This window comes from Pseudoalteromonas sp. A22 (assembly GCF_018141345.1).
GTDB lineage: Bacteria > Pseudomonadota > Gammaproteobacteria > Enterobacterales > Alteromonadaceae > Pseudoalteromonas > Pseudoalteromonas maricaloris.
The window spans coordinates 2,338,522-2,362,843 of the sequence record NZ_CP047238.1 but is presented as its reverse complement, the minus strand read 5'-3'; the positions used below and the strand labels follow the sequence as shown (position 1 = coordinate 2,362,843).

Sequence of the window (24,322 nt, the reverse complement as noted above, 5' to 3'; positions counted from 1 at the left end):
GAATTGACGGCATTCTACTGATAAATAGCACTGAGTGCTACGAAGGACTGGTATTACCATCTGTCTGCTCAGTAAAATTCGGACACAAAAAAGCCAGTCTAAAAAGACTGGCTTTTCAATTACTGCTTAGTCAACCTGAGCAGGAGAGGCCATGTCGGCGCTTGCTCTGCCTGTTGGTGACTTAGAGCCAACACCCAAGCCGCTATTCGCCACAGCCTGACGCTGTTCATGTGGCATCGCAGACGGTGTTTCTACCACGACATCCTCAATCACGCTTTGTGCTTTTGTCATTGGCGCTGCAGCCGTTTGGTTGAAGCGTACACGGCTTTGTACAGAGTTGCCGTTTACTACCTGTTGAGTAGGTGCCTCAATAGCGTTAGCGGCTGGAGTCTCTTCAGTTGAAGATTCAGTAACTGCTTCAACTGCTGTTGTTTCCACAACCGCTTCTGTTGCCTGTGCCTCGGCTGCTGGCTCCTGAACTTCAGGTGTTGCCTCAGCGTCAGAAGCTTGAGTTTCTTCTACAACTGCAGTTTCAGCCTCAGCCTCAACTTTTTCCTCTGTCGATTCAACTTGTTCAGCCTCTACTGTGTCAGCGATTGGCTCAGCTTTAACCACTTTTGCTTCTTCTGGCTGTGCAGCTTCTACTTCTTCTGCGACTACTTCGTCAGCGCTTGCAGACGTTTCGGGCTGTGCAGCTTGTTGCAATGGTGCTTCAGCAGTGGCTGCTTCAACTTCGTTTTCAGGCTCCACTTCTTGCGCTGCATTTTCGTCAACCGGTGCTTCGGCTGGCTTAGCTTCTACATCTTGCTCTGCATCAGTGTGCGTCTCAGAAACTGTCGCTTCTGCAGCTGGTGTATTATCTTCAGCTACCGTTTCAGGTGACGACTGAGTCTCAACTGTACTTGCTTCTTGCTGCACTTCAGCTTGAGGTTCACTGTCATAAGAAGATTTCGCTTTTAGCTCAGCTTCGTATTCTGCAGCGGCTTGATCTGCTACGGGCACAAATGCTGCAGCTTGACCTTTTTCAGGCGTATCCTGACGACGGCGACGTTGACCTGCCGCTCTCAGATGACGCGGAGAACGTCTAGAGCGAGTGCGGCCTTCTTTATTTTCGTCATCAATTTGCGATTCTGAAAGTTCAGTAGATACCACCTCGGTAACATCGTTTTGTTCGTGGCGCTCAGTGTTAGCAGTTTCTTGCTGTTTTGCTTGAGCGTGTACGTCAGCTTGTTCAGAAGGTGCTACTACTTGTTCGTTAGTTGCAGACTCTTGTTCTGACTTATCCGCGACAGGTTTCGCTTTTCTTTGCCTTGGCTTTTGTTCAGCTTTAGGCTCAGCTGCTGTTTTCGCTGGTTGTTCAAGCGGCTTTGCTTCTACTTTCACTTCTTCAGTGCTAGCTTGCTCTGAGGTGTTAGTATCCTGTGCGTTGGTTTCTTCCACACGTACCTTCTTGCGAAGATTACGTCTTTGTCTGCGTGGTTTTACTATTGCTTCTTTAACTGGCGCGTCGTTAGCCTCGAGCGCTTCAACGTTATCGTTTACAGATTCCTTAGCTGGACGGTTTGCTTTGTCCTGATCTTGGCGTTTTCTGTTATTTGGACGACGGCGTTTGCGGTTATCACCACGTTGCTCGTTACCGTTGTTTTCGTCTTTCGATTCAACCGTTGTGTCTTTTTGTTGATCGTTACGACGGCGGTTATTGTTACGACGACGATTGTTATTATTGCGACGGCGATTATCACGGTTGTTATCGCGTGATGATTTTTCTTCAGAAGATTTGTTTTCTTCTTGGTTATCGCTGTCACTAGCAAATAGGCTCTTGAACCACTGACCAATCTTTGCAAACAGGCTAGTGCCGTTTTGAGCTGGCTTTTCTTGTGGCTTACGTGCTTGTGGTTTTGCAGCTTGAATTGGAGTAGGGGCAGGCGTTGGTGCTGGTGCATCAGGCATAACGACACCTTTTAACACAGGCTCCTCTTTCACAATTGCTTGAGCTCGAGCAATTTCAACAACTTCAGGCTCAGGCGCGGTGATCTGCTCATAGCTAGCTGCTTCTGTTGTTTCATCTTTACGCAATCTAACCACTTCATAGTGCGGTGTTTCTAGGTGTTGGTTAGGAATGATAACAACGTGGCACTCGTGGCGCTTTTCGATGCGTTGCACAGAACGACGCTTTTCATTTAATAGATAAGCACCAACAGCGACAGGCACTTGGGCGTTGACCTGAGCGGTATTATCTTTGATCGCTTCTTCTTCGATTAGACGCAAGATAGACAAAGCAATGGATTCGTTTGAGCGAATGGTGCCTTGGCCGTCACAGCGTGGACACGTATGCTGGCTCGCTTCACCTAAAGACGGACGTAAACGTTGACGCGACATTTCTAATAGGCCGAAACGAGAAATCTTACCGATTTGCACGCGAGCACGGTCAGTACGAACGGCTTCTTTCAAGCGGTTTTCTACTTCACGTTGATGGCGAGGCGGAGTCATATCGATAAAGTCGATAACGATTAATCCACCTAAGTCACGTAAACGTAACTGGCGTGCAATCTCGTCAGCTGCTTCTAGGTTAGTATTCAGCGCCGTCTCTTCGATATCGCCACCTTTCGTCGCTTTTGACGAGTTGATATCGATAGAAGTGAGTGCTTCTGTTGGATCAATAACGATAGAACCACCTGAAGGCAAACGCACTTCACGCTGGAAAGCTGACTCAATCTGACTCTCAATTTGATAATGCGTGAATAACGGCACATCGTTTTGATAAAGCTTAACACGATTGATGAAATCTGGACGGAAACGCTCGATATGCGCTTTCGCTTCTTCAAAAACACGCGGTTTATCAATTAGGATCTCACCGATATCACGACGTAAATAATCGCGAATTGCACGGAAGATCACGTTACTTTCTTGGTGAATTAAGAAAGGTGCTTTACCGCTATTTGCCGCATTTTGAATTGCGTCCCAATGAACAAGTAGCGCCTTAAGGTCGTATTCTAGTTCTTCGAAAGATTTACCTACGCCCGCGGTGCGAACGATAAGACCCATACCTTTAGGTACGTTTAAGCGACTCAATGCTTCTTTAAGCTCAATACGCTCATCACCTTCGATACGACGTGAAATACCGCCAGCTCTTGGGTTATTTGGCATTAATACCAAGTAACTACCAGCGACGCTGATAAACGTTGTGAGTGCCGCGCCTTTTTGACCGCGTTCTTCTTTATCAACCTGAACGATGACTTCTTGACCTTCTTTGATCACGTCTTTGATGTTAGGGCGACCGTTGAATGTATAGCCATCTGGGAAATACGTTTTAGCGATTTCTTTTAAAGGAAGGAATCCGTGACGCTCAGCGCCATAATCAACAAATGCGGCTTCTAGGGATGGTTCGATACGGGTAATTTTACCCTTATAGATATTGGCTTTTTTCTGTTCGTGACCAGGGCTTTCTATATCTAGATCGTATAGACGCTGGCCGTCAACCAGTGCCACGCGCATTTCTTCTTGCTGCGTTGCATTGATCAGCATACGTTTCATATTGTAATTCTCTACTTAATTATTTACAGCGCCTGATACGTCTTGCCAGCGACAGCGTGCTACGCCTTGGATGTTCCTATTAAATGATGCAGTCTCACGACTGGGGGAAAGGGAACATATTCACAGTTTCCGCTTTAAATCAGGGTAAAATCACTGATCCATCGTTCGCTTTTTGCACGTTTATTCGTTTCACAAAAAAGTAGTCATGCACGGGGTAAGTTGAGCTTGGTTTGCCAAGCTTGGCTATCACCATCTTTTGACTTGATTGCTTTGTGATTATTCACGAGTTGCGGCCTGCTATGCACGGGTATTACTGCAACTGTGGTAAACGTATCAGACAAATTTTAATTTCTTGCTTTTTGGTTTGTTCATCGTGTCCAGTCATTAAACGAAATATTACGCGCTTCGCACTGACTGTTCGCACGTGTTTATCTTAGATGCATGATAAAAGCTTTGGAAATATTAGCTCTAATCTGTATGATCTGCCATCCAAGATGTGCATCACGACATTGTTTTTGCGATAAAAAGCACCTCGCAAAAATTTGCGGCCTGATTATCCCACTAATAATGTCGAGATAGCAACTAAATTATTACTCAAATCAGTGATTAGGCAATGTCAGAGAAACCCGCATTACAAGTTAGCTTCGTTACCGTGACTGAAGACCAAGAAGGTCAAAGGATCGATAACTTTTTAGTTACGCATTTGAAAGGGGTGCCAAAAAGCGCCGTATATAAAATTCTTCGCAAAGGGGAAGTGCGCGTAAACAAAAAGCGGGTGAAGCCTGTATATAAACTACAAATCAATGATGAAATCCGTATCCCACCTGTGCGTGTTGCGGAGAAAACAGAGTTTGTGCCTAAAAACCTTGATAAAGTCGCAAACCTAGAAGATGCCATTCTTTATGAAGATAAGTATCTGATAGTTATAAATAAGCCCGCCGGTATGGCGGTACATGGTGGCAGCGGCTTAAGCTATGGCTTAATTGAAGCATTAAGAGCATTACGCCCACAAGAGCAAAGCTTGGAGTTGGTGCACCGTTTGGATCGCGACACATCGGGTTGTTTGTTGATTTCAAAGCGCCGCGCTGTGCTTAAAGGACTTCATGAGCAGCTAAGAGAAAAGACCATGGAGAAAAATTACCTTGCACTGGTTTCAGGGCAATGGGATGCCAAACATAAAAATGTCACCGAACCGCTGCGTAAAAATACCTTAAAGTCAGGTGAGCGTGTGGTGCGAGTGGATCATGAGCAAGGCAAGCCTTCTCATACTCGTTTTAGAGTCGTCGAGCGTTTTGAGTCCGCAACTTTAGTGCAGGCGTCACCCGTAACAGGCAGAACGCACCAGATCCGAGTGCATACTCAATGTAAAGGACATCCGATTGCGTGTGATGATAAGTATGGCGATCAGGTGTTTGATGCCAAAATGCGTGAAGTGGGATTAAATAGGCTGTTTTTGCATGCCAAAGAACTCAGATTTATACACCCAAAAACAGAAACGACACACCATGTAGAGGCACCATTGGATGGGGCTTTGGAAGCATGCTTAGTTAAATTAAGGAAGTAACATGCGCTACAAGTGTGTGATTTTCGACTGGGATGGCACCGTCATGGACTCTGTGCCAAAAATCGTAAATACCATTCATTTGGCTGCTGAATCTTGTGGAATTGCACCCGTCAGTAACGAAGCGGCGAAAAGTATTATTGGCCTGTCTCTCGATAAAGCGATACTGACACTTTTTCCAAATCATGAAGACAAATTAGCGTCTTTAATTGCGGCTTATAAATATATCTATAAGCATCAAGACAAAACCCCAGCGCCTCTATTTGAAGGCGCTGAAACGCTTTTAAAGCAATTACATGGCAGTGGTATCAAAGTTGCGGTTGCAACAGGAAAAAGCCGAATAGGACTTGACCGCCTGATGGCAGAAAGTGGGTTGGGTGATATTTTCGTTACGACACGGACAGCATGTGAGGCGGAGTCTAAACCGCATCCCGATATGTTGCTTCAGATTTTGGCTGAACTAAATGTGGAAGCTACAGAGGCTGTCATGATAGGCGATACGATAATTGATATGAATTTAGCGAAAAATGCAGGCATTGACGCGATCGGCGTCACTATGGGTGTTGCAACAAGAGAGCAGTTATCGCAAACGTCGGCTGCCCATATTTGCGATAACTATCATGACTTGTCTAACCTATTGTTGGCCTGATTGCTCTGCGAGCACATCAATACCAAACGCGAGCAGTGTTTTAGTGAGTTGAATAAGGGGAAGGCCAATCAGGGTATTGGGGTCTTCTCCTTCAAGTTTATCAAACAGACAGATCCCTAATCCTTCGCTTTTAAAGCTTCCAGCACAGTTGTAAGGTGTTTCTGCATCACAATAGTTACTGATCTGTGCTTGAGTAAGTTGGCGAAAGTAAACGTGAAACGGTACCACTTCAGTGACCGTTTTGCCGCTTTCAATGTCGAAAACGGTTAAACCAGTCAAAAAAGTCACGCAATTATTGCTAAATAGGCTTAGTTGCTTAATCGCGTTTTCTTTATTATGTGGCTTTCCTAGGATCTCACCGTTGAATAGCGCAACTTGGTCTGAACCAATCACCACACCTTGTTGATATTTTGCTATTGCTGCTTTGGCTTTTGATTCGCTCAATCGTGCAACAAGTTGCTGTGCTGATTCACCTTCGAGTGCTTGCTCGTCTACATCCGGTGAAAAAGATGCAAAAGGAAGCATTAATTTTTTCAAAATTGACTGCCTAAATGGCGAACTTGAGGCTAGAATAAGGGGCGTTTTCATGAGATTTTTATCTTTGTGACAACATTGCCAACAGGATAATGCGCAATAACGCGAAAAACAAAGGGAAAGTGTATTTTTACTTTGACTAACACAGTAACTATCTATATGATGCAGCCCCTATGCAAAAGGTGAAAATTCCCATCACTATTGATCCATGCAGAGCAGCGCAACGTCGAGCATCTTATGACGGTGTTGTAATGCTTGAAGAACTTTCTCGATTGCAGCAAGTTGTGCGTGATCAAAATAGTGAAATAGCGGTAGACATTCATTTCAACATCGACGAACAAGGTTTGGTTGTTGTGCAAGGCAAAGTCCGAGCCCATCTAACCGTTGTATGTCAGCGTTGTAATGATGAATTAGGGTTGGATTTGGAACAAGACTTTGCGTATTCGCCAGTCGGATTAGGTGCAGAGTCGGATGATCTTCCCGAGCGTTATGATGTGTTGGAACTGGATGAAGAGGGTGAGGTTAATCTAAGACAGATCGTCGAAGATGAACTATTACTCGCAATTCCGATAGTCCCGACGCATGATGAAGCACTATGCTCTTATTCTGATAAGCCAAAGAGCTTTGGTGAAATTGAAGCAGAAGATAGCAAACCAAATCCATTTGAAATTTTGAAACAACTTAAGAAAGATTCTTAGGAGAAGGCTAATGGCGGTACAAAAAAGCAAGAAGTCACGCGCACGTCGTGGTATGCGTCGTTCACACGATGCGATCAGTGGACCAGCTCTAACTGTAGATCAGGTTTCTGGCGAGACTCATCGTCGTCACCACGTGACTGCTGACGGTTACTACAAAGGCGTTAAAGTAATTTCTAAGTAAGAGATTACTTTATGCTGACCGATCTAACCATTGCGTTAGATATGATGGGGGGCGATTACGGCCCCCGTTCATCTATCCCCGCAGCTATCGCTGCTGTGCTTAAGCACCCAAATCTAAATTTAATTCTCTGTGGTAATCAGCAAGTTATTGAAAGTGCTTTGACTAAAGCAAGTATGCTGGATCATCCAAGACTCAAAATTAAACACTGTAAAGAAGTCGTCACTAACGGTTGTGAACCAGCCTCTGCACTTAGAAATAAAAAGCAGTCTTCAATGCGTATTGCGCTTGATTTGGTGAAATCTGGCGAAGCGCAGGCTTGTGTTAGTTCAGGAAATACAGGTGCGCTCTTTTTTATGGCCCACTATGTGTTAAAAATGTTGCCTGGCATCAAGCGTCCCGCGTTAATTTCAGCCGTTCCAACAGAGAAAAAGCAACCCGTTTATTTGCTTGATCTTGGTGCGAATGTGCATTGTGACCCTGAAACCCTCTATCAGTTTGGTATTATGGGCTCAATCGTGGCTGGAGAGGCATTAAATATTCCTTCACCTAAAGTGTGTTTGCTAAACATTGGCTCTGAAGAAATCAAAGGCCATGATGGTATTAAGCAAGCTGCAAAATTAATGAAATCCTCATCTGTTATTAATTATCAAGGCTATTGTGAGGGGAGCGATATGTTCACTGGCAAAGCTGATGTAATTGTATGTGAGGGATTTGTCGGCAACGTCGCCTTGAAAACCTGTGAAGGGATTGCCAAACTCATCATGCATAAGTTTAGCAAAGCGTTAAAAAAGCACTTTTTTTATAAAGCGTTGGCCTTTTTACTTCGACCCGTTATAAAAAAATTGTATAGAAGGGTGAACCCCGACCAGTATAACGGCGCAAGTCTGGTAGGATTGCGCGGTATTGTTGTGAAAAGTCACGGAAATGCCACAACGAAGGCATTTTTAGCCGCGATTGAAGAAGCTGCGCAAGAAGTACAACGCAAGATCCCTGAAAAGATCCAAGCGGTGTTTGCTCAGGTCGACACAGAAAAACAACCGTCAGGTCCGCATCCCTAACACTGCTAAGTGACATGAGGACGTGGCGACAACAGAGAAAATAAGAGCACAATATGTCACAAAAAATCGCATTATTTTTCCCAGGACAGGGCTCACAAAGCGTGGGCATGTTATCTGAATTATTAGCATCTTCTGATATCGTTAAAGCGACTTTCGCTGAAGCCTCAGAAGCACTAGGCTACGATTTAGCCGAACTTGTGCTAAACGGTCCTGAAGAAGAATTAAACCAAACGCACCGTACTCAACCGGCATTATTAACCGCAAGCGTTGCTATCTTTAGAGCGTGGCAAGAGAAAGGTGTTGAAGCTGAACTGACACTAGCAGGCCATAGTCTAGGTGAATACTCTGCATTGGTATGTGCAGAAGTATTAACCCTTGCAGATGCCGTTAAGTTAGTTGAAAAACGTGGTTTATACATGCAAGAAGCAGTTCCTGCTGGCACCGGGTCAATGGCGGCAATTATTGGTTTAGATGATGACGTGATTGCCAAGGTGTGTGCCGAATCTGCACAGGGTGACGTTGTTTCGCCGGTAAACTACAACTCACCGGGTCAAGTGGTGATTGCTGGTCACGTTGAAGCCGTAAATCGAGCTTCTGAAGCGTGTAAAGAAGCAGGAGCTAAACGCGCATTACCACTTGCAGTTAGCGTTCCATCTCATTGCGCATTAATGAAACCTGCGGCTGATAAATTAGCCAAAGATCTTGAAGCACTCGCTTTTTCAGAGCCAAAGTTTGATGTGATCAACAATGTTGACGTTGTTGTTGCAAAAGATGCTGCAGCAATAAAAGATGCGCTTATTCGTCAGCTCTATAGTCCAGTAAGATGGACTGAAACTGTACAAGCGGTTGCGAAAGAAGGTGTTACAACAACTTTTGAGTTCGGCCCTGGTAAAGTGATTTCGGGTCTTGTCAAACGCATCGACCGCTCAGTGTCGTGTGTGTCGGTAAATGATTTAGCTGCCATTGCAGCTGCAGAATAATAACGAGAGCATTATGAGTAATTTATTTTCTTTAGAAGGTAAAGTTGTACTAGTAACGGGTGCTAGCCGTGGTATTGGTAAAGCAATCGCAAACGCCTTAGTGGCGCAAGGTGCAAAAGTTGCGGGTACCGCAACGAGTGAGTCTGGTGCAGAGCGTATCTCTGAGTATCTAGGCGAAAATGGTAAAGGCTATGCGCTAAACGTGACAAATGCCGACTCAATCGCAGCAACTTTGGATGCAATCAAAGCAGACTTAGGTGATATCGATGTGTTGGTAAACAATGCTGGTATCACTCGTGATAACTTGCTGATGCGCATGAAAGATCAAGAGTGGGATGACATCATCGATACAAACTTGTCATCTATTTTCCGCTTATCAAAAGCGGTACTTCGCCCAATGATGAAGAAGAAAAATGGCCGTATCATTAACATTGGTTCAGTAGTGGGCACTATGGGTAATGCGGGTCAAGCTAACTATGCAGCTGCAAAAGCGGGTGTAATTGGTTTTACAAAATCATTGGCGCGTGAGGTTGCATCTCGTGGTATTACGGTAAATACTGTAGCACCTGGCTTCATTCAGACAGATATGACGGATGAGCTAACTGATGAGCAAAAAGCAGCGACTTTGGCAAATGTACCAGCAGGTCGTTTAGGTCAGCCAGAAGAAATCGCAGCGGCTGTGGTTTATTTAGCATCAGATGCAGCAGCGTATGTTTCTGGTGAAACTTTGCACGTAAATGGTGCGATGTACATGGTTTAACCCGCTAAGATCACAAATCAATTGAAATTTTTGTGATCTTGTCGACAACGTACTTGAAATCGTCGCGAAAATAGGCGATAAAAAGATCCAAAGCTTTGTAACAGGTTTGACCAGAAAAAAAAGTACGGGTCAATCCTTGAATCCCAGAATGATGCGTCGTAAACTGCGCCGCAATCTGAAAATTAACGCAGTAGCGTTTAAATAAAGGAAAGAAGAATGAGCGACATCCAAGAACGCGTAAAGAAAATTATTGTTGAACAACTAGGTGTTAAAGAAGAAGAAGTTAAATCAGAAGCGTCTTTCGTTGATGATTTAGGTGCTGACTCTCTAGACACTGTTGAGCTTGTAATGGCGCTAGAAGAAGAGTTCGATACAGAGATCCCTGATGAAGAAGCTGAGAAAATCACTACTGTTCAGGCAGCTATCGACTACGTTACTGCTCACGCTGAGTAACTAGCTTTTCTATTAGGGCAGCACTCGCTGCCCTAACTCTTTCTAGACCCCCCAATTATTATAATAATCCCTTTTTGGAGGACACCGTGGCTAAACGTCGAGTCGTAGTAACTGGCTTAGGTATGTTGACGCCGCTGGGTAATGATGTTGCATCTACCTGGCAGGGCTTATTAGAAGGCCGTAGTGGCATTCGCAATATCACGCATTTTGACACAGAAGGTTTCGGGACTAAGTTTGCTGGTTTAGTTAACGATTTTGATGTCACTGAGTACATTTCCCCTAAAGATGCTAAAAAAATGGATGTCTTCATCCAGTATGGTATCGCTGCAGGTGTACAGGCTTTAAAAGACTCAGGTCTTGAAGTTAACGAAGAGAATGCCGCTAGAGTTGGTGTAGCCATCGGCTCTGGTATCGGTGGCTTGACGCTAATTGAAGAAAACCACGTTAAGCTATTAAATAGCGGTCCACGCAAGCTTTCTCCGTTTTACGTTCCCTCTACCATTATCAATATGATCTCTGGTCACTTGTCCATCATGCATGGCTTGAGAGGTCCAAATATTTCGATTGTTACTGCATGTACAACTGGCCTTCATAATATTGGCCATGCAGCACGTATGATTGCGTACGGCGATGCGGATGCGATGGTAGCAGGCGGTGCTGAAAAAGCGTCAACCCCAATTGGTATGGGTGGTTTTAGCGCGGCTCGTGCGCTTTCTACGCGTAACGATGATCCGCAAGCGGCTTCTCGCCCTTGGGATAAAGACCGTGATGGTTTTGTGCTAGCTGATGGAGCTGGTGTGATCGTACTGGAAGAGTATGAGCATGCGAAAGCTCGTGGTGCGAAAATCTACGCTGAACTGGTTGGCTTTGGTATGAGTGGTGATGCATATCACATGACATCACCACCAGAAAATGGTGCAGGTGCTGCACAAGCTATGGTTAATGCATTGAATGATGCAGGGATCAATGCAGAGCAGGTTGGCTATATCAACGCACACGGTACTTCTACTCCAGCGGGTGACGTTGCAGAGACGCATGCTGTTAAGTCGGTATTTGGTTCTGCGGCAAAAAATGTGATGGTGAGCTCGTCTAAATCAATGATGGGTCACTTACTTGGTGCTGCGGGCTCAGTTGAATCAATTATTTCGATTCTTGCGCTGCAAGACCAAAAAGTAACGCCGACCATTAACTTGGATAACCCAGATGAAGGCTGTGATTTAGATTATGTGCCTCATACTGCCCGTGATGCGAAACTAGAGTACACTTTGTGTAACTCGTTTGGTTTCGGTGGAACAAACGGTTCGTTGCTATTTAAAAAGGTGTAGATCAGCCTTAGTAATCTTATAGCAAAGTAGGTTATGATAAAAAAAGCTCGGCATTGCCGAGTTTTTTTATGTTTTTGATACCCTTAAAAAGGAAAGTGATGTGGATAATCAACAGCTTTTTTCTAACACTGACAGAGGATTGGCCTATGGCGATGGCTTTTTTACCACTGCGTTAGTCCGTGATGGAAATGTTGATTTGTGGCCACTTCACAGAAACCGACTGGTGGAATGTCAGCAGCGCTTGGGCTTTCCTGAGTTACGACTAGACGAAATCGAGTTTTTGGTTCAAGAGCAAGTTAAAGATAAAGCGGAAGCGGTGCTAAAGATCCTTATCACTCGAGGGGAAGGAGGCCGTGGTTATCAAGCTCCTGAGACGCCACAGCTGAGTGTGAGTATTCAGGTATTACCTTTTCCTTCATACTATACAACTTGGCAGCAGAATGGGATTGAGGTCGCATTAAGCCGAGTTAAACTGGGTATTCAGCCGTTACTCGCTGGATTAAAGACACTGAATCGATTAGAACAAGTACTTATTAAACAAGATGCACTGACATTGGTTTGCGAGGATGTCATTGTGACGGACATCAATGATAGGGTGATTGAAGCATCAGCGGCAAATATCATCATGATTAAAGACAACACGCTGTATACACCAGATCTTAGTGGCTCAGGCATTAAAGGGGTGTTTTTAAGTGCACTTGAAAGTAAACACGATATTAGAGTCAAAAATATTGCTTTTGACGAGTTAAAAGCAGCTGATGGTGTATTTATTTGTAATAGTTTAATGCAGTTAGTACCTGTAGTAAGAATTGAGAATAAACATTTCGATATCGCCGACTTACATGAATTGAAAAGGCGATTTTTAGGGAAGTAATATAAATGAAAAAACTGTTTATCATAGTCGCATTTTTGATAGCAGCAGCGTCATGGTGGTTATCTCAGCAAATAAATAAGGTTAAATTTGAGCCACTTAATATCTCTGAGCCATTAGTTGAGATAAAGGCTGGGCAAACATTTAATCAGCTATGTCATCTATGGCAGCGTAGCGGGGCATTATCTAACTGCTTTCCTTATCAACTTTATAGTAAGTTAGAGCCTAAGTTATTCGCGTTACAAGCGGGCTTTTACGATCTTAAAGGGCTAACCGTGCTAGATGCCATCAGCAAAATTAGTCGCGGGGATCAACACAACTTTAGCTTTACAATCATTGAAGGGATGCCCATTTGGGAAGTCAAAAACAAGCTCCTCAGCGCCCCCTACTTAAGGCAAGACATTGATAAGCTCACATCACAACTGAATATATCGCAAAGTTCAGCTGAAGGGTGGTTGTACCCCGATACCTACCACTATCATGGAAATGACTCAGCGCTACGCTTACTTAAACGTGCTCATACCAAAATGCAGAGTGTGCTTGAAAAGGAATGGCAAAATAGAATGCCAGATCTTCCTTTAAACACGCCTTATGAAGCCTTGATCTTGGCTTCGATTATTGAGAAAGAAACGGGCGTAGTTGCAGAAAGAGATAAGGTAGCCTCGGTTTTTATCAATCGCTTACGTAAAGGTATGCGTTTACAGACAGATCCAACCATTATTTATGGTATTGGTGAGCACTTTGATGGTGACATTAAACGTGAAGATATCCGTGAAAAGACGCCATATAACACTTATCGAATTGATGGCTTGCCACCGACACCGATTGCAATGCCGTCTCGTGCTGCTATCCATGCGGCACTTAACCCAGCAACAACCGAATACTTTTACTTTGTTGCGTCAGGAGATGGTGGGCATCACTTTTCGAAAACACTGACTGAGCATAATAAAGCAGTGAAGAAATTTATTTTGAAACAATGACATCGAAAGAGAGGGCTAGCCCTCTCGTTACTCTCTATTACAACATAAAATATTCTTTAATACCCGCCAATACACTAGATACCGCAACGGAAGCTAAAATAAGTCCCATTACTCGGCTGACGATACTTGCGCCACTATCACCAATCCATTGGTGAATTTTTGTCGCAACTAGTAAAAATATTAACACGATAGCCAATACGCTGAGCATAATCATTGAGGTTTGGAGTTGTTCAAATACATTGTTTTCGCTGTTTTTAGTCAGCAAAACGGCTGCCAGCATTGCCCCTGGGCTTGCGATAGAAGGCATTGCTAAAGGGAAAATAGCGGTATCGGATGCTTTACTGTCTAACTTAATTTCTTCACTTGGCTTACCCTCGCCAAAAATCATTGTCATGGCAAAGATGAATAGTACGATGCCTCCGGCAATCGCGAATGCAGGTAGGGGAATACCAATTGCGTTTAAAATGATTTCGCCTGCAATAATAAAAAACAGCAATACAATGGCTGCAACCAGTGTGGCTTTAACCGCTATTTTTCGTTTTGTCGCAATATCAAAGCCTGTGGTGGTTGCGATAAATACCGGTATAGTGCCAATGGGGTCGATGACCGCAAAGAAAAAAATGAACGTTGAGATATAGTGTTCCATAGTTCCCTATTATGAAATAAAGGTTGTTCACAAATTGCTTCTGGTTGGCCGGTTGTTATTGACCATCGACAGATAATATCACTGATATCATGACTTTATTCTGAATATTCACTTAATTTTATATATTTTTTTCATTCACAGTATGCACCCAAGCCACTGCGTCGTTGTAGTTCTCGAAGTTCTTAATCGTTAAGCCGTGCTTGTCAGCAAATGCTTCAATTAATCCACTTTTGGTGTCTGAGGGGGAGATTACTCGGGCAAGAGTAATCCCATCGACAAATTGATTGAGTTTTTGTAAAACGGTTAGCACGCTTGGATAGTCGTAGGTGATATGTAATTGAGAGACGTCGATAACTAAACTTTTTAGCTGATTCGATTTAAGTGCAAGCCCTAAATTTTTGTACATCTCAATAATATTGGCTTCCACGCATTCCCCGTATGCGGCTGCGTGGATAAGTTTCTCTTTACTATCAACCGTTGCTCTATAAGAGAATTTCGCCATGCTCTATTGCACCTTTTATGCATATAGATAAAAGGATAGTTCAATTAGCTGGCGATACCAATTTCAAAAAGCGCACCAAAGCAAAGCTTAGTTATATCGCTATGCTAGCTCTTCAGCTACCTCAGCAATTTTTTGTCTCAACCAAATGTGGCTCGCATCGCGGTGTAATAGCGGGCTCCAAATCATATCTAACTCAAACGGCGGAATAGGGAATGGCGGTTCCAGAACCGCTAAGGTCGGATCATCACGATAGATATTCGCGGCTTTTGACGGCAATGTTGCGATTAAGTTCTGCTCTTTTGCTAAATGAATTGCAACGTGATAATTACGTGTAAAAGTTGCGATGTTTCTGTGTTTTCCAAAGTGTGCAAGTGCCTCGTCAACCCAGCCAAGCTTCTGTACATCAGCGGGATCCATTCCGACCCCAACACCAAATCCGGTTTTACTTACCCAAATATGGCGAGATTTTAAATAGGCATCAAGCGTAAAGTTGGTAATAACCGGGTTATCGGATTTCACCAGACAGCAAAAACTATCCTTCCAAATTCGTTTGTGATGAAACGATTGCGGTAGATTTTCGAAGCGGTTAATTGCCATGTCTACCTTGCCATTTTCTACATCATGAAAAGTAACATCACTCGGCGTGAGAATATCAAGGGTCGTATCTGGGGCTTCTTCATGAAGTTTAGTTAGAAGTTTCGGCGCAAGTGTACTAGCAGCATAGTCGCTGGCCATAATCCTAAATACTCGATTACTACTCGCTGCTTCAAACTCCCTGTTAGGGGCTAAGGTTTCTTCCAAGGTCATGAGTATGCCACGGATCACAGGCTGCAGCTCAAGCGCGCGCTCTGTTGGCACCATGCCTTCGCTGGTACGTACCAAAATAGGGTCGTTAAAGAGGTTTCTGAGACGCTTAAGACCGTTACTCATTGCCGGTTGGGTAATACTTAATTGATTTGCGGCACGTGTTACATTGCACTCTCGAAGTAAGGTATCGAGGTAAACCAGCAGGTTAAGGTCAATTTTACTAATGTTCACTCAGTTTTCCTTTGTATTATTCTTCTTTTTTGGCATCTTGGAGAAAGCGATTGTCATGTGGATAAGGGTAAATATGTCTTACGACTTTCTCACGAATATCGCGTTGTGCTTGCTGCCAAAACAACACCTCAGCCAAATCAGCATGATGGCGCAGAAACATTTCCTTTAGTGTAGGATTTGTCAGAACAAATGTACACAACTGTTCAGGAAAGACGTCTTGCGGTGCACTGGAAATATCGCCAGAGTCGTACATATTATCAAGCCCTTGTTTTGGCAGCGCTCTGAAGTTCATTTCTGTGAGATATTGCACCTCATCATAGTCATAGAAGATAACTCTATGATGTTTACTTACGCCAAAGTTTTTTAACAGCATGTCTCCTGGAAAAATGTTTACAGCGAGCATTTCTTTGAGCGCATAGCCATAATCTCTAATGACTTGCTCGCACGTTTCTTCATCGGCTTGCTGTACAAAGAGGTTGAGCGGTGTCATGCGGCGCTCAATATACAAGTGCTTTATCACTATATTGTCCCCCTCAATACGTATACTTTGAGAGATAGAATCCAGCAATAGCTGATAAAGGGCTGGTGAAATACGTGCAAGTGGGATCACTACATCGGAATATTCAATTGTATCTGCCATTCTACCCACACGATCGTGGCGCTTTACGAGTTGGTAGCGCTCTAAAACGGTTGTCTTTGTAAATGGCTTACTTTCTGGAAATTGGTCACGGATCACTTTAAAAACATAGGGAAAGCTTGGCAGAGTGAATACCATCATCACCATACCCGGTGTACCTGGTGCGACTTCAAATTGTTCTTCGGAATTAGCTAAGTGGTGTAAAAACTCACGATAAAATTCGGTTTTCCCCTGTTTATGAAAGCCGATGGCATTATAAAGCTCAGCCTTTGTTTTATTTGGCATAAGTTGATTTAAAAACTTAACTAGCGCAGATGGAGCATGAGTCTCTACTAAAAAGTAAGCACGCGCAAAGCCAAAAATCACTCGCATTTGTGAGCTATTGGTAAGCAGCGCATCGATCAGTAAGCCCCCAGTTTGTGCATGTAACACTGAAATGATAAACGGCTGTACACCAGATCTAGATACCACTCGGCCGACAATATAGGCACCTTTATTACGATAAAATGGTGCGCTGAGGATATCGAAGCGCATTAAGTGCGCCTGATGATGCGTGTTAGGTGCTTGTTTAAGAAACGCCTTAACGAGTAGTCGAATATCTCTATCTAAATCTTCAAATTCACAATGGAAGTCAATGTGTTCAATGATTCTTTTTATGGTGGGCTTAAGGCCACTGACGACTGGAAAATAACTTCGATACTCAGCTTCTACAGGGAGTGATGTGGCGTTAGCAAGCTGGGTTTCAACAAAAATGAAATCGCTATTGTAATATCGGCGGTGAAAGAGGCGACAAAAAACTGAATTATAGAAAGTTTCAGCAAGCTCTGGTTGAGGGTGAAAGGTAAGACGCTCAAGGTAAGCCTGTTTTACTTGATACCATAGCGATTCATCCAGTTGCGTCGAGCTATAGAGTTGTATTAACTTCTGTGCAGTTTCATCAACTTTGCTATCATATTGGCTGATCCTCGCTTTACTTATTCGTTCTATCTCTCCCCAATTTTGAGCAGCAAAAGCGATGGGGGCCAGTTTGGTAATTTTTACAAATGCGTGATAGTGGTTTTGGAAACCTGATAAAATTCGCTCTGCTAACTGCTGTGCTTGCATCTACATCCCTCATAAATTATCCACGCGGAGTGCTTTCACTTTACAAGGTAATGTGCGAAAAGTCATCTGGTAATACCAGTTAAGGTATTAGCATAACTATAGCGAATGCTCATTAACTAAGGGCGATTCTTAAAAAGCAATCAATGTAATTGAGCGGCTATATCACTCATATTCTTTGAGTTGCTTTTCTAATTTTGAAATCTCTTTCTCTAGGCTTTTAATCGCTTTAGCATGTGCCTTATTAATGGCCTTTATTTCCTTTTTAACTTGCCTGACGACCTTTTTGCGCCTGTCTTCATTCATCAGTTTAGTTAATTTATCCTGTTGCTCTCTAACCGCTGTATCTCTTTTGCGATTGAGCACGGCTTTTTCATGGTGTTTGGCTCTGAGCGCACGCTTTGTCCTTTTCGCAATTTGGTTACGTTCCAAATTGTTTAACGTTTTATAGTGCTGCTCTGAGGGAGCCGAGGCTTTAGGGTCGGATGTTGTTATCGTATGCTGGGTCGCATTGGCTGAGCAGGGAAATTGGCTAAAAACGATGCCTCTGTCGGTCGTGCATTTAAAGTATTTTACCGTTGTTGTGGCGAAACAATGAGTAGAGACAAAAATCAGTACGAGTAGTTTTAGATATAATTGCATCTGGCATCCTTGCTGTAACAGTTAATATCTACTTAACGATAGATGACATCCCACTTTGTTCAAGGTTATTGCGCTTCAGGGGCCGTGAATTTTTTTAATGTTTTAATACTTTGTATTAAAAATGGAATATCTAAATTACCGTTTAACACAAAGCCTTCCTTTGCTGACATCTGCTTGAAGCTACCATCTTGATTGACTAAGGTGATTTTGTCTTTTTTGAAGGCAACTAAGACACCTTGCGTAAAGTTAACGCCTTCTGCATGAGAGCGAGTTTTAATGTTCGATGCCAGCATACTTTGTTGAGCAAGGGGGTCGCAGCCTAGATAAGAGCTTAATAGGGTGTAGGTGATGTCATTGGGCTGCACAAGACCAGAAGCCTGAGCAAACAGCTCAATGTTCGTTACCGCAGAACTGGTTAATACCGTCGCTTGCTGTGCACTAATATCAATTGCCACGAACGGCTTTGAACTATCAATGTCAATTTCGTCACGTACTTCAATGATTGTTAATTTACTTGCTTGATGAGAGGGTACAAAAGAGAACTCGCCGTTAGCATTAACACTCATTAAGTCATTATTAATTGACCATACCGGAACTTGCTGCTGTAGCAGGACAGACTCTTTATAATAACTCGGTAGACCGTATACCAGGCTGAATAGTGCATCGCTGCTATTTCCTGCGCGTAAAACAGAATCCATTCGGAACACGTTATTTTTACCGTTGCTCTGAAGTGCTGTTGCTGTTTTTTGGAACAGCGCCTCATCTGTGTAAGCATAAACGTTGATAGGTTGCTCTGTGGTATCTTGCTTTTCTTTGCATACGGCCGAAATTACAGGGGCTTTGTATTTTGAATGCGTATCACCAATGCTTAGTGAGTGTGCTTCCTCATACTGCTCGATATCAAGTAAATCGTGTCTGGCGAGTAAGCTCTTTGCGGTTGTAGGATAAGATAGAGGTAATACATTATCTTGCTTAGTGATATCGAAAAAGGCATTAGCATCGGCCCAAATATGCAGGCTATGACTGAGCGCAAAGCAGGTAACAATGGTCCCCGTTGCATAGCGAGGGAATTTATAGGATTTAAGCTCGGCCAAATGACGCCAAGCATAATTGCCTGCGAGTAGTTCAAAAGTAAGCACCAGTCCAAGCATTGCAATGGTAATGATGAGATTAACTAGGGATGATCCGACTAAGGTTTCCCACAATAAAACAAAAATATCGGAAAGCGAAGCTGGGTTTATATGGTAGCCAAGTTGTAGGTAAACAAAGGCATCCACTGTTAGTACAACAATACCAACCGAGGCAATAATTGCAGCCATCCCGCGAATATGTCGCGGGTAAGGGAATATTAAACTAAGCGGAAAGATAGTTAATACAAACGCACAAAAAGTGATAAAGCTGGTATGGCTTATCCACGTGATCAGCATATAAAACCAACCGACAAAGGTACTTGGCGCTTTGTCGGCGAACAAATAAACTGAGCTAATCAATAAAACCAAGCCAATGTTAGCAAAGGTAAACCAGTGTCCCCAGCTGAGTAATTGACTTGCTTTTGATGAAAAAGGGCTGTGCGGTGTAAGATTCATTCCGTTACTTTACTGATTGTGTAAGTGCTTTGGCAAAATTTTCGGCAACAGATTGTCTCTTACTCTCTGGAACATGTTCTTTTAGAATGTGCGTGATAGAATTACCCAAACACATTAAGCTGAGATCAACTGGTGCGTTTTGCGAGCTTAATACATTAACTAATTGGTCAACAATTTCTTCTACTTGTTTATTGGAATACTTTGATTGGATAGGCATCAGTTGGTTCAATTTATAAAAGCAATAATTTTTACATTTTAACATTAGAGGCGTGAAAAACAAAGATGAGCGTTGAGGTAAAAAAACTAGTTGTTCACTATGTAGACAAACAAGACGAAGATACCGAAATACATCTACGTGACGATGAAATGCAAATCAATGACAAAGTTAATGTTTTCATTGAACAATTGCATCATGCCTACAATGGCAAACCGGGTAAAGGGTTCTGTGCTTTTAGCGGCGAAAAAAGCAGTGTGGTCGCGTCTGCGATGCAGAGTTATAGAAATAATGAGCTTAACTTTTGGAATTTAACCCAAGAAGCAACCAATGTGCTTAAAGAAGAGCTTAATAAATATGCATTTCATGAAACTGGGTATTTAGTGTTTTGTCATTATCAGTATGTTGCCAGCAATTTTATTATGATTGCACTGATTAATATTAAAGAACATTACACTATTACCTCAGACTTAGACTTATCCGCAGCAAAACACTTAGATATTTCACGTATGCAATTGGCTGCTAGAATCGATTTAGATGCTTGGGATACAGCCGCAGAAGAAAACCGTTATATTTCCTTCATTAAGGGGCGTGCTGGTCGAAAAGTTGCTGATTTCTTTTTAGATTTTCTTGGTTGTGAAGAGGGGATCGATCCAAAGCAGCAATCGCAAACTATGTTACACGCGGTTGAGGATTATTTGTCTACACAGCAATTTGAAAAGTCTGAAAAAGACGACATCCGCAAGGAGATTTTTGATTACTGTAACGACTGTGTTTCAAGCGGCGAGGATGCGGATGTTAATACACTGTCCGAGACGCTTTCTAAGTCTTCAGACGTAAAGTTTGAAGACTTTTATAAAGAGCAGGGCTATGAGCTGGAAGAAAGCTTTCCTGTCGATAAAAAGACAGTAACGAGTATGGTGAAATTTTCTGGGCTTGGCGGTGGAGTAAGCGTTGGCTTTGAACGTAAGCATTTGGGTGAGCGGGTTATTTATGATGCTGCGACTGATACGCTTACGATTAAAGGTGTACCGCCTAACTTGAAGGACCAAATTGAACGTTATTATAACGACGAATCTTAATTGTTAAAAAGCAGCGTAAGCTGCTTTTTTGTTCCTATTTCATCCCTTTTTATGCAAATATTTTTATCAATTTGCTGCTTTTGCTAGCATTTTTTTAAATTTAACTATACTTGCAATGTAGTACTTGTAGAACAAGCAATTGGGATGAATCACAATGAAGATGAAACTAGCTTTAGGTTGTACCCTTTGCCTTGCCTGTTTTTCAGGGCATGCAGAGGTTAACTTTTCCGGATTTGCAAGTATCAATGCTGGTAAGGTGCTGAGCGGAAGTGGTGTTCCACAATTCGGAATAAACGATCCAATATTTCTCGCCGATTATCCTATCGTCAGTGTTTACGACGAGGATATCTCATTTGAACCTGAAACATTGATGGGCCTTCAATTTAGTGCTGATCTAACCGAAGGTTTAAGTGTTACTGGTCAGATTGTTGCGCGCGGCGCAGACGATTTTGATGCAAAGTTTGAGTGGGCTTATTTGTCCTATGAGATTAATGAGAATTGGACTTTCCAAGCAGGTAAAAAGCGCTTACCGCTATTTTATTATTCCGACTTTTATGATGTGGGTTACGCCTATATTTGGATGCGTGCACCCGCGGACAACTACACCTGGCAAATCTTTAATTATAATGGCATCAATATGCTCTACAGCGGCAGTATAGGCGACTGGTCATTAAGCGGGAATATTTACGCTGGTAAAGAAGACGATGATGACAATAAGCTGTTGAGCGAGTTTTTCTTTCAAGAGCCAACTAGAGAAATCTGGAAAGACATCCTAGGCGGCGTAATTCAAACCAGTAATGATTGGCTTGAAGTGCGTTTAACCCACATGCGTTACACCAACCAGCGGTATCGCTCTGGAGAGCCTGTCTTATGGGAGGGGAGTGATGAGCGCGATGGTAAGTTTTATGGTTTAGCAGTAAATGCAGACTGGGGAAATTTCTTTATTTTATCTGAGCTAAATCGGTTGGACTTAGACGGCAATTTAGACACTAAGATGCTGACACTGGGCTATCGCTTTGACAATATCACGCCATTCGTATCTTACGCAGATTTTGAAGGCGAGGGCGACGATGCCGAAAGCCATGAAACCACTTCGTTTGGAGTACGTTGGGATTTCCATTCCTCCGCCGCTTTCAAGATCCAGTACGATGAGGTAGAGGATAACTCCGTTGGTTTAGCAGTCGCAGGTGATAGTAAAGCCATTACAATTGGCATCGACATGGTATTTTAAGGAGAGAAGCATGAAAAAATTATTTTTACTTACTCTACTTTGCAGCGCTTTTAGTTGCCTAGCCGTGGATGTCATTGTCAACCCTGCCAATACTTCTACACTTGATGAAAACGAAATTAAGCAAATTTTTATTGGTAAATCAAAGTCATTCTCCGATGGCTCTAAAGCACTTCCGATAACACAGGCTGATGGCTCGACGGTAACCGATGAGTTTAATGAAAAGGTACTTAATAAGTCATCAAGTCAACTTAAAGCTTATTGGTCAAAATTAGTATTTACTGGAAAAGGGACGCCACCAAAAGAAGCCGCCGATGATGCTGAGGTACTTAAACTCGTTGCGAGTAACCCTAACCTAATTGGGTTTGTGTCTTCGGGAGCTGCAGATAGCAGCGTTAAAGTGGTGAAGTCATTCTAGGAAGAGATAAGTAAGGCCCTATTAAAGGGCCTTACTTTAGATTTTACTATCAATGATTAACATCGTCAGCTTTTTGCTTAGCATTTTTGCTGACTTTTCTTCAGCATTAGACTTAGCCATATTCTCAAAACTAGACGCTGCTTTTATTTGTGCAGAAACATGCGCCTTTTCTTTATCGTTTTCCATGAGTGTTAAACTCGAGTTGGCAAAAACATAATAAGTGCTGTTTTTCTTTACGTCTTCGAAATCTACGCGAAAGTCAATTTGAAAGTCTGCACTTTGTTTTTCACCCACAACAGTAAGACCTTGCTTAGTCAAGCTTTCGGCTAACTGGTTGCGGATAGACTCCTGTCCCCAAAACTTTGATGAAATACTAAAAGTTAATGACTGAATAAAATCATTCAGCATTTTGTTTTTGTTGCTCACTGAGGTTGGTATGGCAATGCTGCCGCCACCTAATTGCCTGTGATATTCGTTTGCTTTGCGTCTTTTAGCAATTAGTCGCTTAATTGCCATCGCTTCTTTTAATTTTTCTGAATTGGTTAGTGCCGAAATAGTCGCGTTACTGATCTCTTCGTCAAGTTGTCTAATATCAAGCTCAGCGTGCATTCTTGACTCAATTTTGTTAAATGAGGCAAGGGCATAGGCCGTTTTTTGCTCTGTGGAGTAAAACTCCTGCTCAATATTGATCCCCTGTAATTGTATACTTGGGACTCGAGAATATAAAATCTCATCCACTCGATACGAAAAATCGCCATTAGCCTGACTTTGAGCAACTTGTGTCGTTCCTTCAATTTCCACATTTAACTGTTTGGCAATCGCCAATCTAGCTGCTTCTTGGGCGGCAAGTTTGGCTTCCGTCCTATCTACAATATGACTCGCTGAACCAACGCCATACACTAGATAATCGGAACTCGGTTGCTGTGTAGCCCAAATGGGTAAACTTTCTTCCTTTGCAACAGCCTGCTTGGTAGACTGACAGGCAGATAAACTAAGTAGAATACACAGAGGTAACGCTAGACGTTTAGAAACCATACCCGCTGCGCTCTTGAAGTTTTTGAATTTTCTTCTGTCCATTCCACACCTCTCGGTTAGTCGTCATGTCTATTAATCGAAGATCTACTTGGTAAAAAGTGACTCGACTACCACCTTGTTCATCAACAAATGAGTTAATCGTGCCGGATAGTGCATAATCAGCACCTTGCTCTTGGCCGATCTCATTACGAGTTTCGAGGCTTGAATTAAGCTCTTGGTCTCGTCTTTCCTCACGAATTTCATCTCGTACATAGCGGTTTGCGACGAAGTCAGCTTGCCCGCTTCGCAATATGGCGCGCTTGAGGTCATTCAAAAAGGTGTCAACTGCAATATGCTGATGCGACTTATTACGAACAGATTGGATAATGATAGCGGGTCGAGTACCTTCTTTGGCACGGTGTTCGCGTACCCAAGGGAAGCCGAGCATATCGCTTATCATTGCTTCAGCAACTAACTGAGAGTCTTTGGCATTCCATTTATCTGAAAGCGCTATTTCTTCATTGGTGTCCACGCGACTCACTTTGGTTGTTGAAGAACAACCCGTCATCGCTGCGCTAGACGCGATGAGCATTGGGACAACTAATTTAACTGCAAATTTAGGCTTCATGT

25 protein-coding genes are annotated in these 24,322 nt (G+C 42.9%); 14 read left to right on the top strand and 11 right to left on the bottom strand.

Going from position 1 to position 24,322, the window contains the following annotated elements:
- Window positions 1-126: 126 nt before the first annotated feature.
- Window positions 127-3,534: a ribonuclease E gene (gene rne / locus GSF04_RS15355; protein WP_211857753.1), complete on the bottom strand. Its 3,408-nt coding sequence runs from the start codon at window positions 3,532-3,534 to the stop codon at window positions 127-129.
- A 613-nt stretch (window positions 3,535-4,147) separates the two neighbouring features.
- Here rne and rluC point away from each other — a divergent pair.
- A complete protein-coding gene (gene rluC, locus GSF04_RS15350) occupies window positions 4,148-5,098 on the top strand; it encodes a 23S rRNA pseudouridine(955/2504/2580) synthase RluC (RefSeq protein WP_010605003.1) in 951 nt (316 codons plus the stop codon).
- A gap of 1 nt (window position 5,099) precedes the next feature.
- Complete coding sequence (locus tag GSF04_RS15345; protein WP_211857752.1) at window positions 5,100-5,744, top strand: HAD-IIIA family hydrolase; 645 nt, start codon at window positions 5,100-5,102, stop codon at window positions 5,742-5,744.
- On the opposite strand, the gene GSF04_RS15340 is transcribed toward GSF04_RS15345, so the two are convergent.
- Window positions 5,730-6,332, bottom strand: a complete 603-nt coding sequence (locus GSF04_RS15340; RefSeq protein ID WP_211857751.1) for a nucleoside triphosphate pyrophosphatase — start codon at window positions 6,330-6,332, stop codon at window positions 5,730-5,732. The two genes, GSF04_RS15345 and GSF04_RS15340, sit on opposite strands and share 15 nt — an antisense overlap.
- A gap of 119 nt (window positions 6,333-6,451) precedes the next feature.
- Here GSF04_RS15340 and yceD point away from each other — a divergent pair, with 119 nt between their 5' ends.
- The 9 genes from yceD to mltG all read left to right on the top strand — a co-directional run bounded on the left by yceD (window position 6,452) and on the right by mltG (window position 13,584).
- Window positions 6,452-6,976: a 23S rRNA accumulation protein YceD gene (gene yceD, locus GSF04_RS15335; protein ID WP_010374009.1), complete on the top strand. Its 525-nt coding sequence runs from the start codon at window positions 6,452-6,454 to the stop codon at window positions 6,974-6,976.
- Between the two features lie 10 nt (window positions 6,977-6,986).
- Window positions 6,987-7,157 carry a 50S ribosomal protein L32 gene (gene rpmF, locus GSF04_RS15330; RefSeq protein WP_010374010.1) on the top strand — a complete coding sequence of 57 codons (171 nt, stop codon included), beginning with the start codon at window positions 6,987-6,989 and terminating at the stop codon, window positions 7,155-7,157.
- Between the two features lie 11 nt (window positions 7,158-7,168).
- Window positions 7,169-8,215, top strand: coding sequence for a phosphate acyltransferase PlsX (gene plsX / locus GSF04_RS15325; protein WP_211857750.1), 1,047 nt, complete (start codon window positions 7,169-7,171; stop codon window positions 8,213-8,215).
- 53 nt (window positions 8,216-8,268) lie between these two features.
- Window positions 8,269-9,195 carry an ACP S-malonyltransferase gene (gene fabD, locus GSF04_RS15320; protein ID WP_211857749.1) on the top strand — a complete coding sequence of 309 codons (927 nt, stop codon included), beginning with the start codon at window positions 8,269-8,271 and terminating at the stop codon, window positions 9,193-9,195.
- A 13-nt stretch (window positions 9,196-9,208) separates the two neighbouring features.
- Window positions 9,209-9,955 (top strand): 3-oxoacyl-ACP reductase FabG, encoded by a 747-nt coding sequence (gene fabG, locus GSF04_RS15315; protein WP_130164254.1) that lies wholly within the window; start codon window positions 9,209-9,211, stop codon window positions 9,953-9,955.
- A 216-nt stretch (window positions 9,956-10,171) separates the two neighbouring features.
- Entirely contained in the window at window positions 10,172-10,408 is a 237-nt protein-coding gene (gene acpP, locus GSF04_RS15310) for an acyl carrier protein (RefSeq protein ID WP_010374019.1), read from the top strand.
- Between the two features lie 86 nt (window positions 10,409-10,494).
- Window positions 10,495-11,733, top strand: coding sequence for a beta-ketoacyl-ACP synthase II (fabF, locus tag GSF04_RS15305; RefSeq protein ID WP_211857747.1), 1,239 nt, complete (start codon window positions 10,495-10,497; stop codon window positions 11,731-11,733).
- A 100-nt stretch (window positions 11,734-11,833) separates the two neighbouring features.
- Window positions 11,834-12,607, top strand: coding sequence for an aminodeoxychorismate lyase (gene pabC, locus GSF04_RS15300; RefSeq protein WP_249122388.1), 774 nt, complete (start codon window positions 11,834-11,836; stop codon window positions 12,605-12,607).
- 5 nt (window positions 12,608-12,612) lie between these two features.
- Window positions 12,613-13,584, top strand: coding sequence for an endolytic transglycosylase MltG (mltG, locus tag GSF04_RS15295; RefSeq protein WP_211857745.1), 972 nt, complete (start codon window positions 12,613-12,615; stop codon window positions 13,582-13,584).
- A 37-nt stretch (window positions 13,585-13,621) separates the two neighbouring features.
- On the opposite strand, the gene GSF04_RS15290 is transcribed toward mltG, so the two are convergent.
- The 7 genes from GSF04_RS15290 to GSF04_RS15260 form a co-directional block, all read right to left on the bottom strand.
- Window positions 13,622-14,230, bottom strand: coding sequence for a MarC family protein (locus tag GSF04_RS15290; RefSeq protein ID WP_039497532.1), 609 nt, complete (start codon window positions 14,228-14,230; stop codon window positions 13,622-13,624).
- A gap of 118 nt (window positions 14,231-14,348) precedes the next feature.
- A complete protein-coding gene (locus GSF04_RS15285) occupies window positions 14,349-14,732 on the bottom strand; it encodes a hypothetical protein (protein WP_211857744.1) in 384 nt (127 codons plus the stop codon).
- A 99-nt stretch (window positions 14,733-14,831) separates the two neighbouring features.
- Window positions 14,832-15,770 (bottom strand): LysR family transcriptional regulator, encoded by a 939-nt coding sequence (locus GSF04_RS15280; RefSeq protein ID WP_010374031.1) that lies wholly within the window; start codon window positions 15,768-15,770, stop codon window positions 14,832-14,834.
- Window positions 15,771-15,786: 16 nt separating this feature from the next.
- The gene (gene aceK / locus GSF04_RS15275) at window positions 15,787-17,511 is read right to left on the bottom strand and encodes a bifunctional isocitrate dehydrogenase kinase/phosphatase (protein ID WP_211857743.1); all 1,725 of its coding nucleotides are present in this window, start codon (window positions 17,509-17,511) and stop codon (window positions 15,787-15,789) included.
- A gap of 162 nt (window positions 17,512-17,673) precedes the next feature.
- Window positions 17,674-18,150 (bottom strand): hypothetical protein, encoded by a 477-nt coding sequence (locus GSF04_RS15270; RefSeq protein WP_010374033.1) that lies wholly within the window; start codon window positions 18,148-18,150, stop codon window positions 17,674-17,676.
- A 65-nt stretch (window positions 18,151-18,215) separates the two neighbouring features.
- Window positions 18,216-19,736: a DUF3413 domain-containing protein gene (locus GSF04_RS15265; RefSeq protein ID WP_211857742.1), complete on the bottom strand. Its 1,521-nt coding sequence runs from the start codon at window positions 19,734-19,736 to the stop codon at window positions 18,216-18,218.
- Between the two features lie 4 nt (window positions 19,737-19,740).
- Entirely contained in the window at window positions 19,741-19,953 is a 213-nt protein-coding gene (locus tag GSF04_RS15260) for a DUF1414 domain-containing protein (protein WP_010374035.1), read from the bottom strand.
- Window positions 19,954-20,018: 65 nt separating this feature from the next.
- On the opposite strand from GSF04_RS15260, the gene yejK reads away from it, so the two are divergent.
- From yejK to GSF04_RS15245, 3 genes are all read left to right on the top strand, one after another.
- On the top strand, window positions 20,019-21,032 hold the full coding sequence (yejK, locus tag GSF04_RS15255) for a nucleoid-associated protein YejK (protein WP_039497545.1): 1,014 nt from the start codon (window positions 20,019-20,021) through the stop codon (window positions 21,030-21,032).
- Window positions 21,033-21,186: 154 nt separating this feature from the next.
- Complete coding sequence (locus tag GSF04_RS15250) at window positions 21,187-22,263, top strand: porin (protein WP_010604987.1); 1,077 nt, start codon at window positions 21,187-21,189, stop codon at window positions 22,261-22,263.
- A gap of 10 nt (window positions 22,264-22,273) precedes the next feature.
- Window positions 22,274-22,678, top strand: a complete 405-nt coding sequence (locus GSF04_RS15245; RefSeq protein WP_010374038.1) for a phosphate ABC transporter substrate-binding protein — start codon at window positions 22,274-22,276, stop codon at window positions 22,676-22,678.
- A 36-nt stretch (window positions 22,679-22,714) separates the two neighbouring features.
- Here GSF04_RS15245 and GSF04_RS15240 read toward each other — a convergent pair whose 3' ends face one another.
- Together GSF04_RS15240 and GSF04_RS15235 are read right to left on the bottom strand one after the other, a co-directional pair.
- The gene (locus GSF04_RS15240) at window positions 22,715-23,755 is read right to left on the bottom strand and encodes a hypothetical protein (RefSeq protein WP_249122387.1); all 1,041 of its coding nucleotides are present in this window, start codon (window positions 23,753-23,755) and stop codon (window positions 22,715-22,717) included.
- Entirely contained in the window at window positions 23,703-24,320 is a 618-nt protein-coding gene (locus tag GSF04_RS15235) for a penicillin-binding protein activator LpoB (protein WP_017219134.1), read from the bottom strand. The genes GSF04_RS15240 and GSF04_RS15235 overlap by 53 nt, the downstream gene beginning before the upstream one ends.
- Window positions 24,321-24,322: the final 2 nt, after the last annotated feature.

Coding starts and splice junctions, on each gene's coding strand:
- rne (WP_211857753.1), bottom strand. CDS start 3,534: ATGAAACGTATGCTGATCAATGCAACGCAGCAAGAAGAAATGCGCGTG.
- rluC (WP_010605003.1), top strand. CDS start 4,148: ATGTCAGAGAAACCCGCATTACAAGTTAGCTTCGTTACCGTGACTGAA.
- GSF04_RS15345 (WP_211857752.1), top strand. CDS start 5,100: ATGCGCTACAAGTGTGTGATTTTCGACTGGGATGGCACCGTCATGGAC.
- GSF04_RS15340 (WP_211857751.1), bottom strand. CDS start 6,332: ATGAAAACGCCCCTTATTCTAGCCTCAAGTTCGCCATTTAGGCAGTCA.
- yceD (WP_010374009.1), top strand. CDS start 6,452: ATGCAAAAGGTGAAAATTCCCATCACTATTGATCCATGCAGAGCAGCG.
- rpmF (WP_010374010.1), top strand. CDS start 6,987: ATGGCGGTACAAAAAAGCAAGAAGTCACGCGCACGTCGTGGTATGCGT.
- plsX (WP_211857750.1), top strand. CDS start 7,169: ATGCTGACCGATCTAACCATTGCGTTAGATATGATGGGGGGCGATTAC.
- fabD (WP_211857749.1), top strand. CDS start 8,269: ATGTCACAAAAAATCGCATTATTTTTCCCAGGACAGGGCTCACAAAGC.
- fabG (WP_130164254.1), top strand. CDS start 9,209: ATGAGTAATTTATTTTCTTTAGAAGGTAAAGTTGTACTAGTAACGGGT.
- acpP (WP_010374019.1), top strand. CDS start 10,172: ATGAGCGACATCCAAGAACGCGTAAAGAAAATTATTGTTGAACAACTA.
- mltG (WP_211857745.1), top strand. CDS start 12,613: ATGAAAAAACTGTTTATCATAGTCGCATTTTTGATAGCAGCAGCGTCA.
- GSF04_RS15290 (WP_039497532.1), bottom strand. CDS start 14,230: ATGGAACACTATATCTCAACGTTCATTTTTTTCTTTGCGGTCATCGAC.
- GSF04_RS15285 (WP_211857744.1), bottom strand. CDS start 14,732: ATGGCGAAATTCTCTTATAGAGCAACGGTTGATAGTAAAGAGAAACTT.
- aceK (WP_211857743.1), bottom strand. CDS start 17,511: ATGCAAGCACAGCAGTTAGCAGAGCGAATTTTATCAGGTTTCCAAAAC.
- GSF04_RS15270 (WP_010374033.1), bottom strand. CDS start 18,150: ATGCAATTATATCTAAAACTACTCGTACTGATTTTTGTCTCTACTCAT.
- GSF04_RS15265 (WP_211857742.1), bottom strand. CDS start 19,736: ATGAATCTTACACCGCACAGCCCTTTTTCATCAAAAGCAAGTCAATTA.
- GSF04_RS15260 (WP_010374035.1), bottom strand. CDS start 19,953: ATGCCTATCCAATCAAAGTATTCCAATAAACAAGTAGAAGAAATTGTT.
- yejK (WP_039497545.1), top strand. CDS start 20,019: ATGAGCGTTGAGGTAAAAAAACTAGTTGTTCACTATGTAGACAAACAA.
- GSF04_RS15250 (WP_010604987.1), top strand. CDS start 21,187: ATGAAGATGAAACTAGCTTTAGGTTGTACCCTTTGCCTTGCCTGTTTT.
- GSF04_RS15245 (WP_010374038.1), top strand. CDS start 22,274: ATGAAAAAATTATTTTTACTTACTCTACTTTGCAGCGCTTTTAGTTGC.
- GSF04_RS15240 (WP_249122387.1), bottom strand. CDS start 23,755: ATGGACAGAAGAAAATTCAAAAACTTCAAGAGCGCAGCGGGTATGGTT.
- GSF04_RS15235 (WP_017219134.1), bottom strand. CDS start 24,320: ATGAAGCCTAAATTTGCAGTTAAATTAGTTGTCCCAATGCTCATCGCG.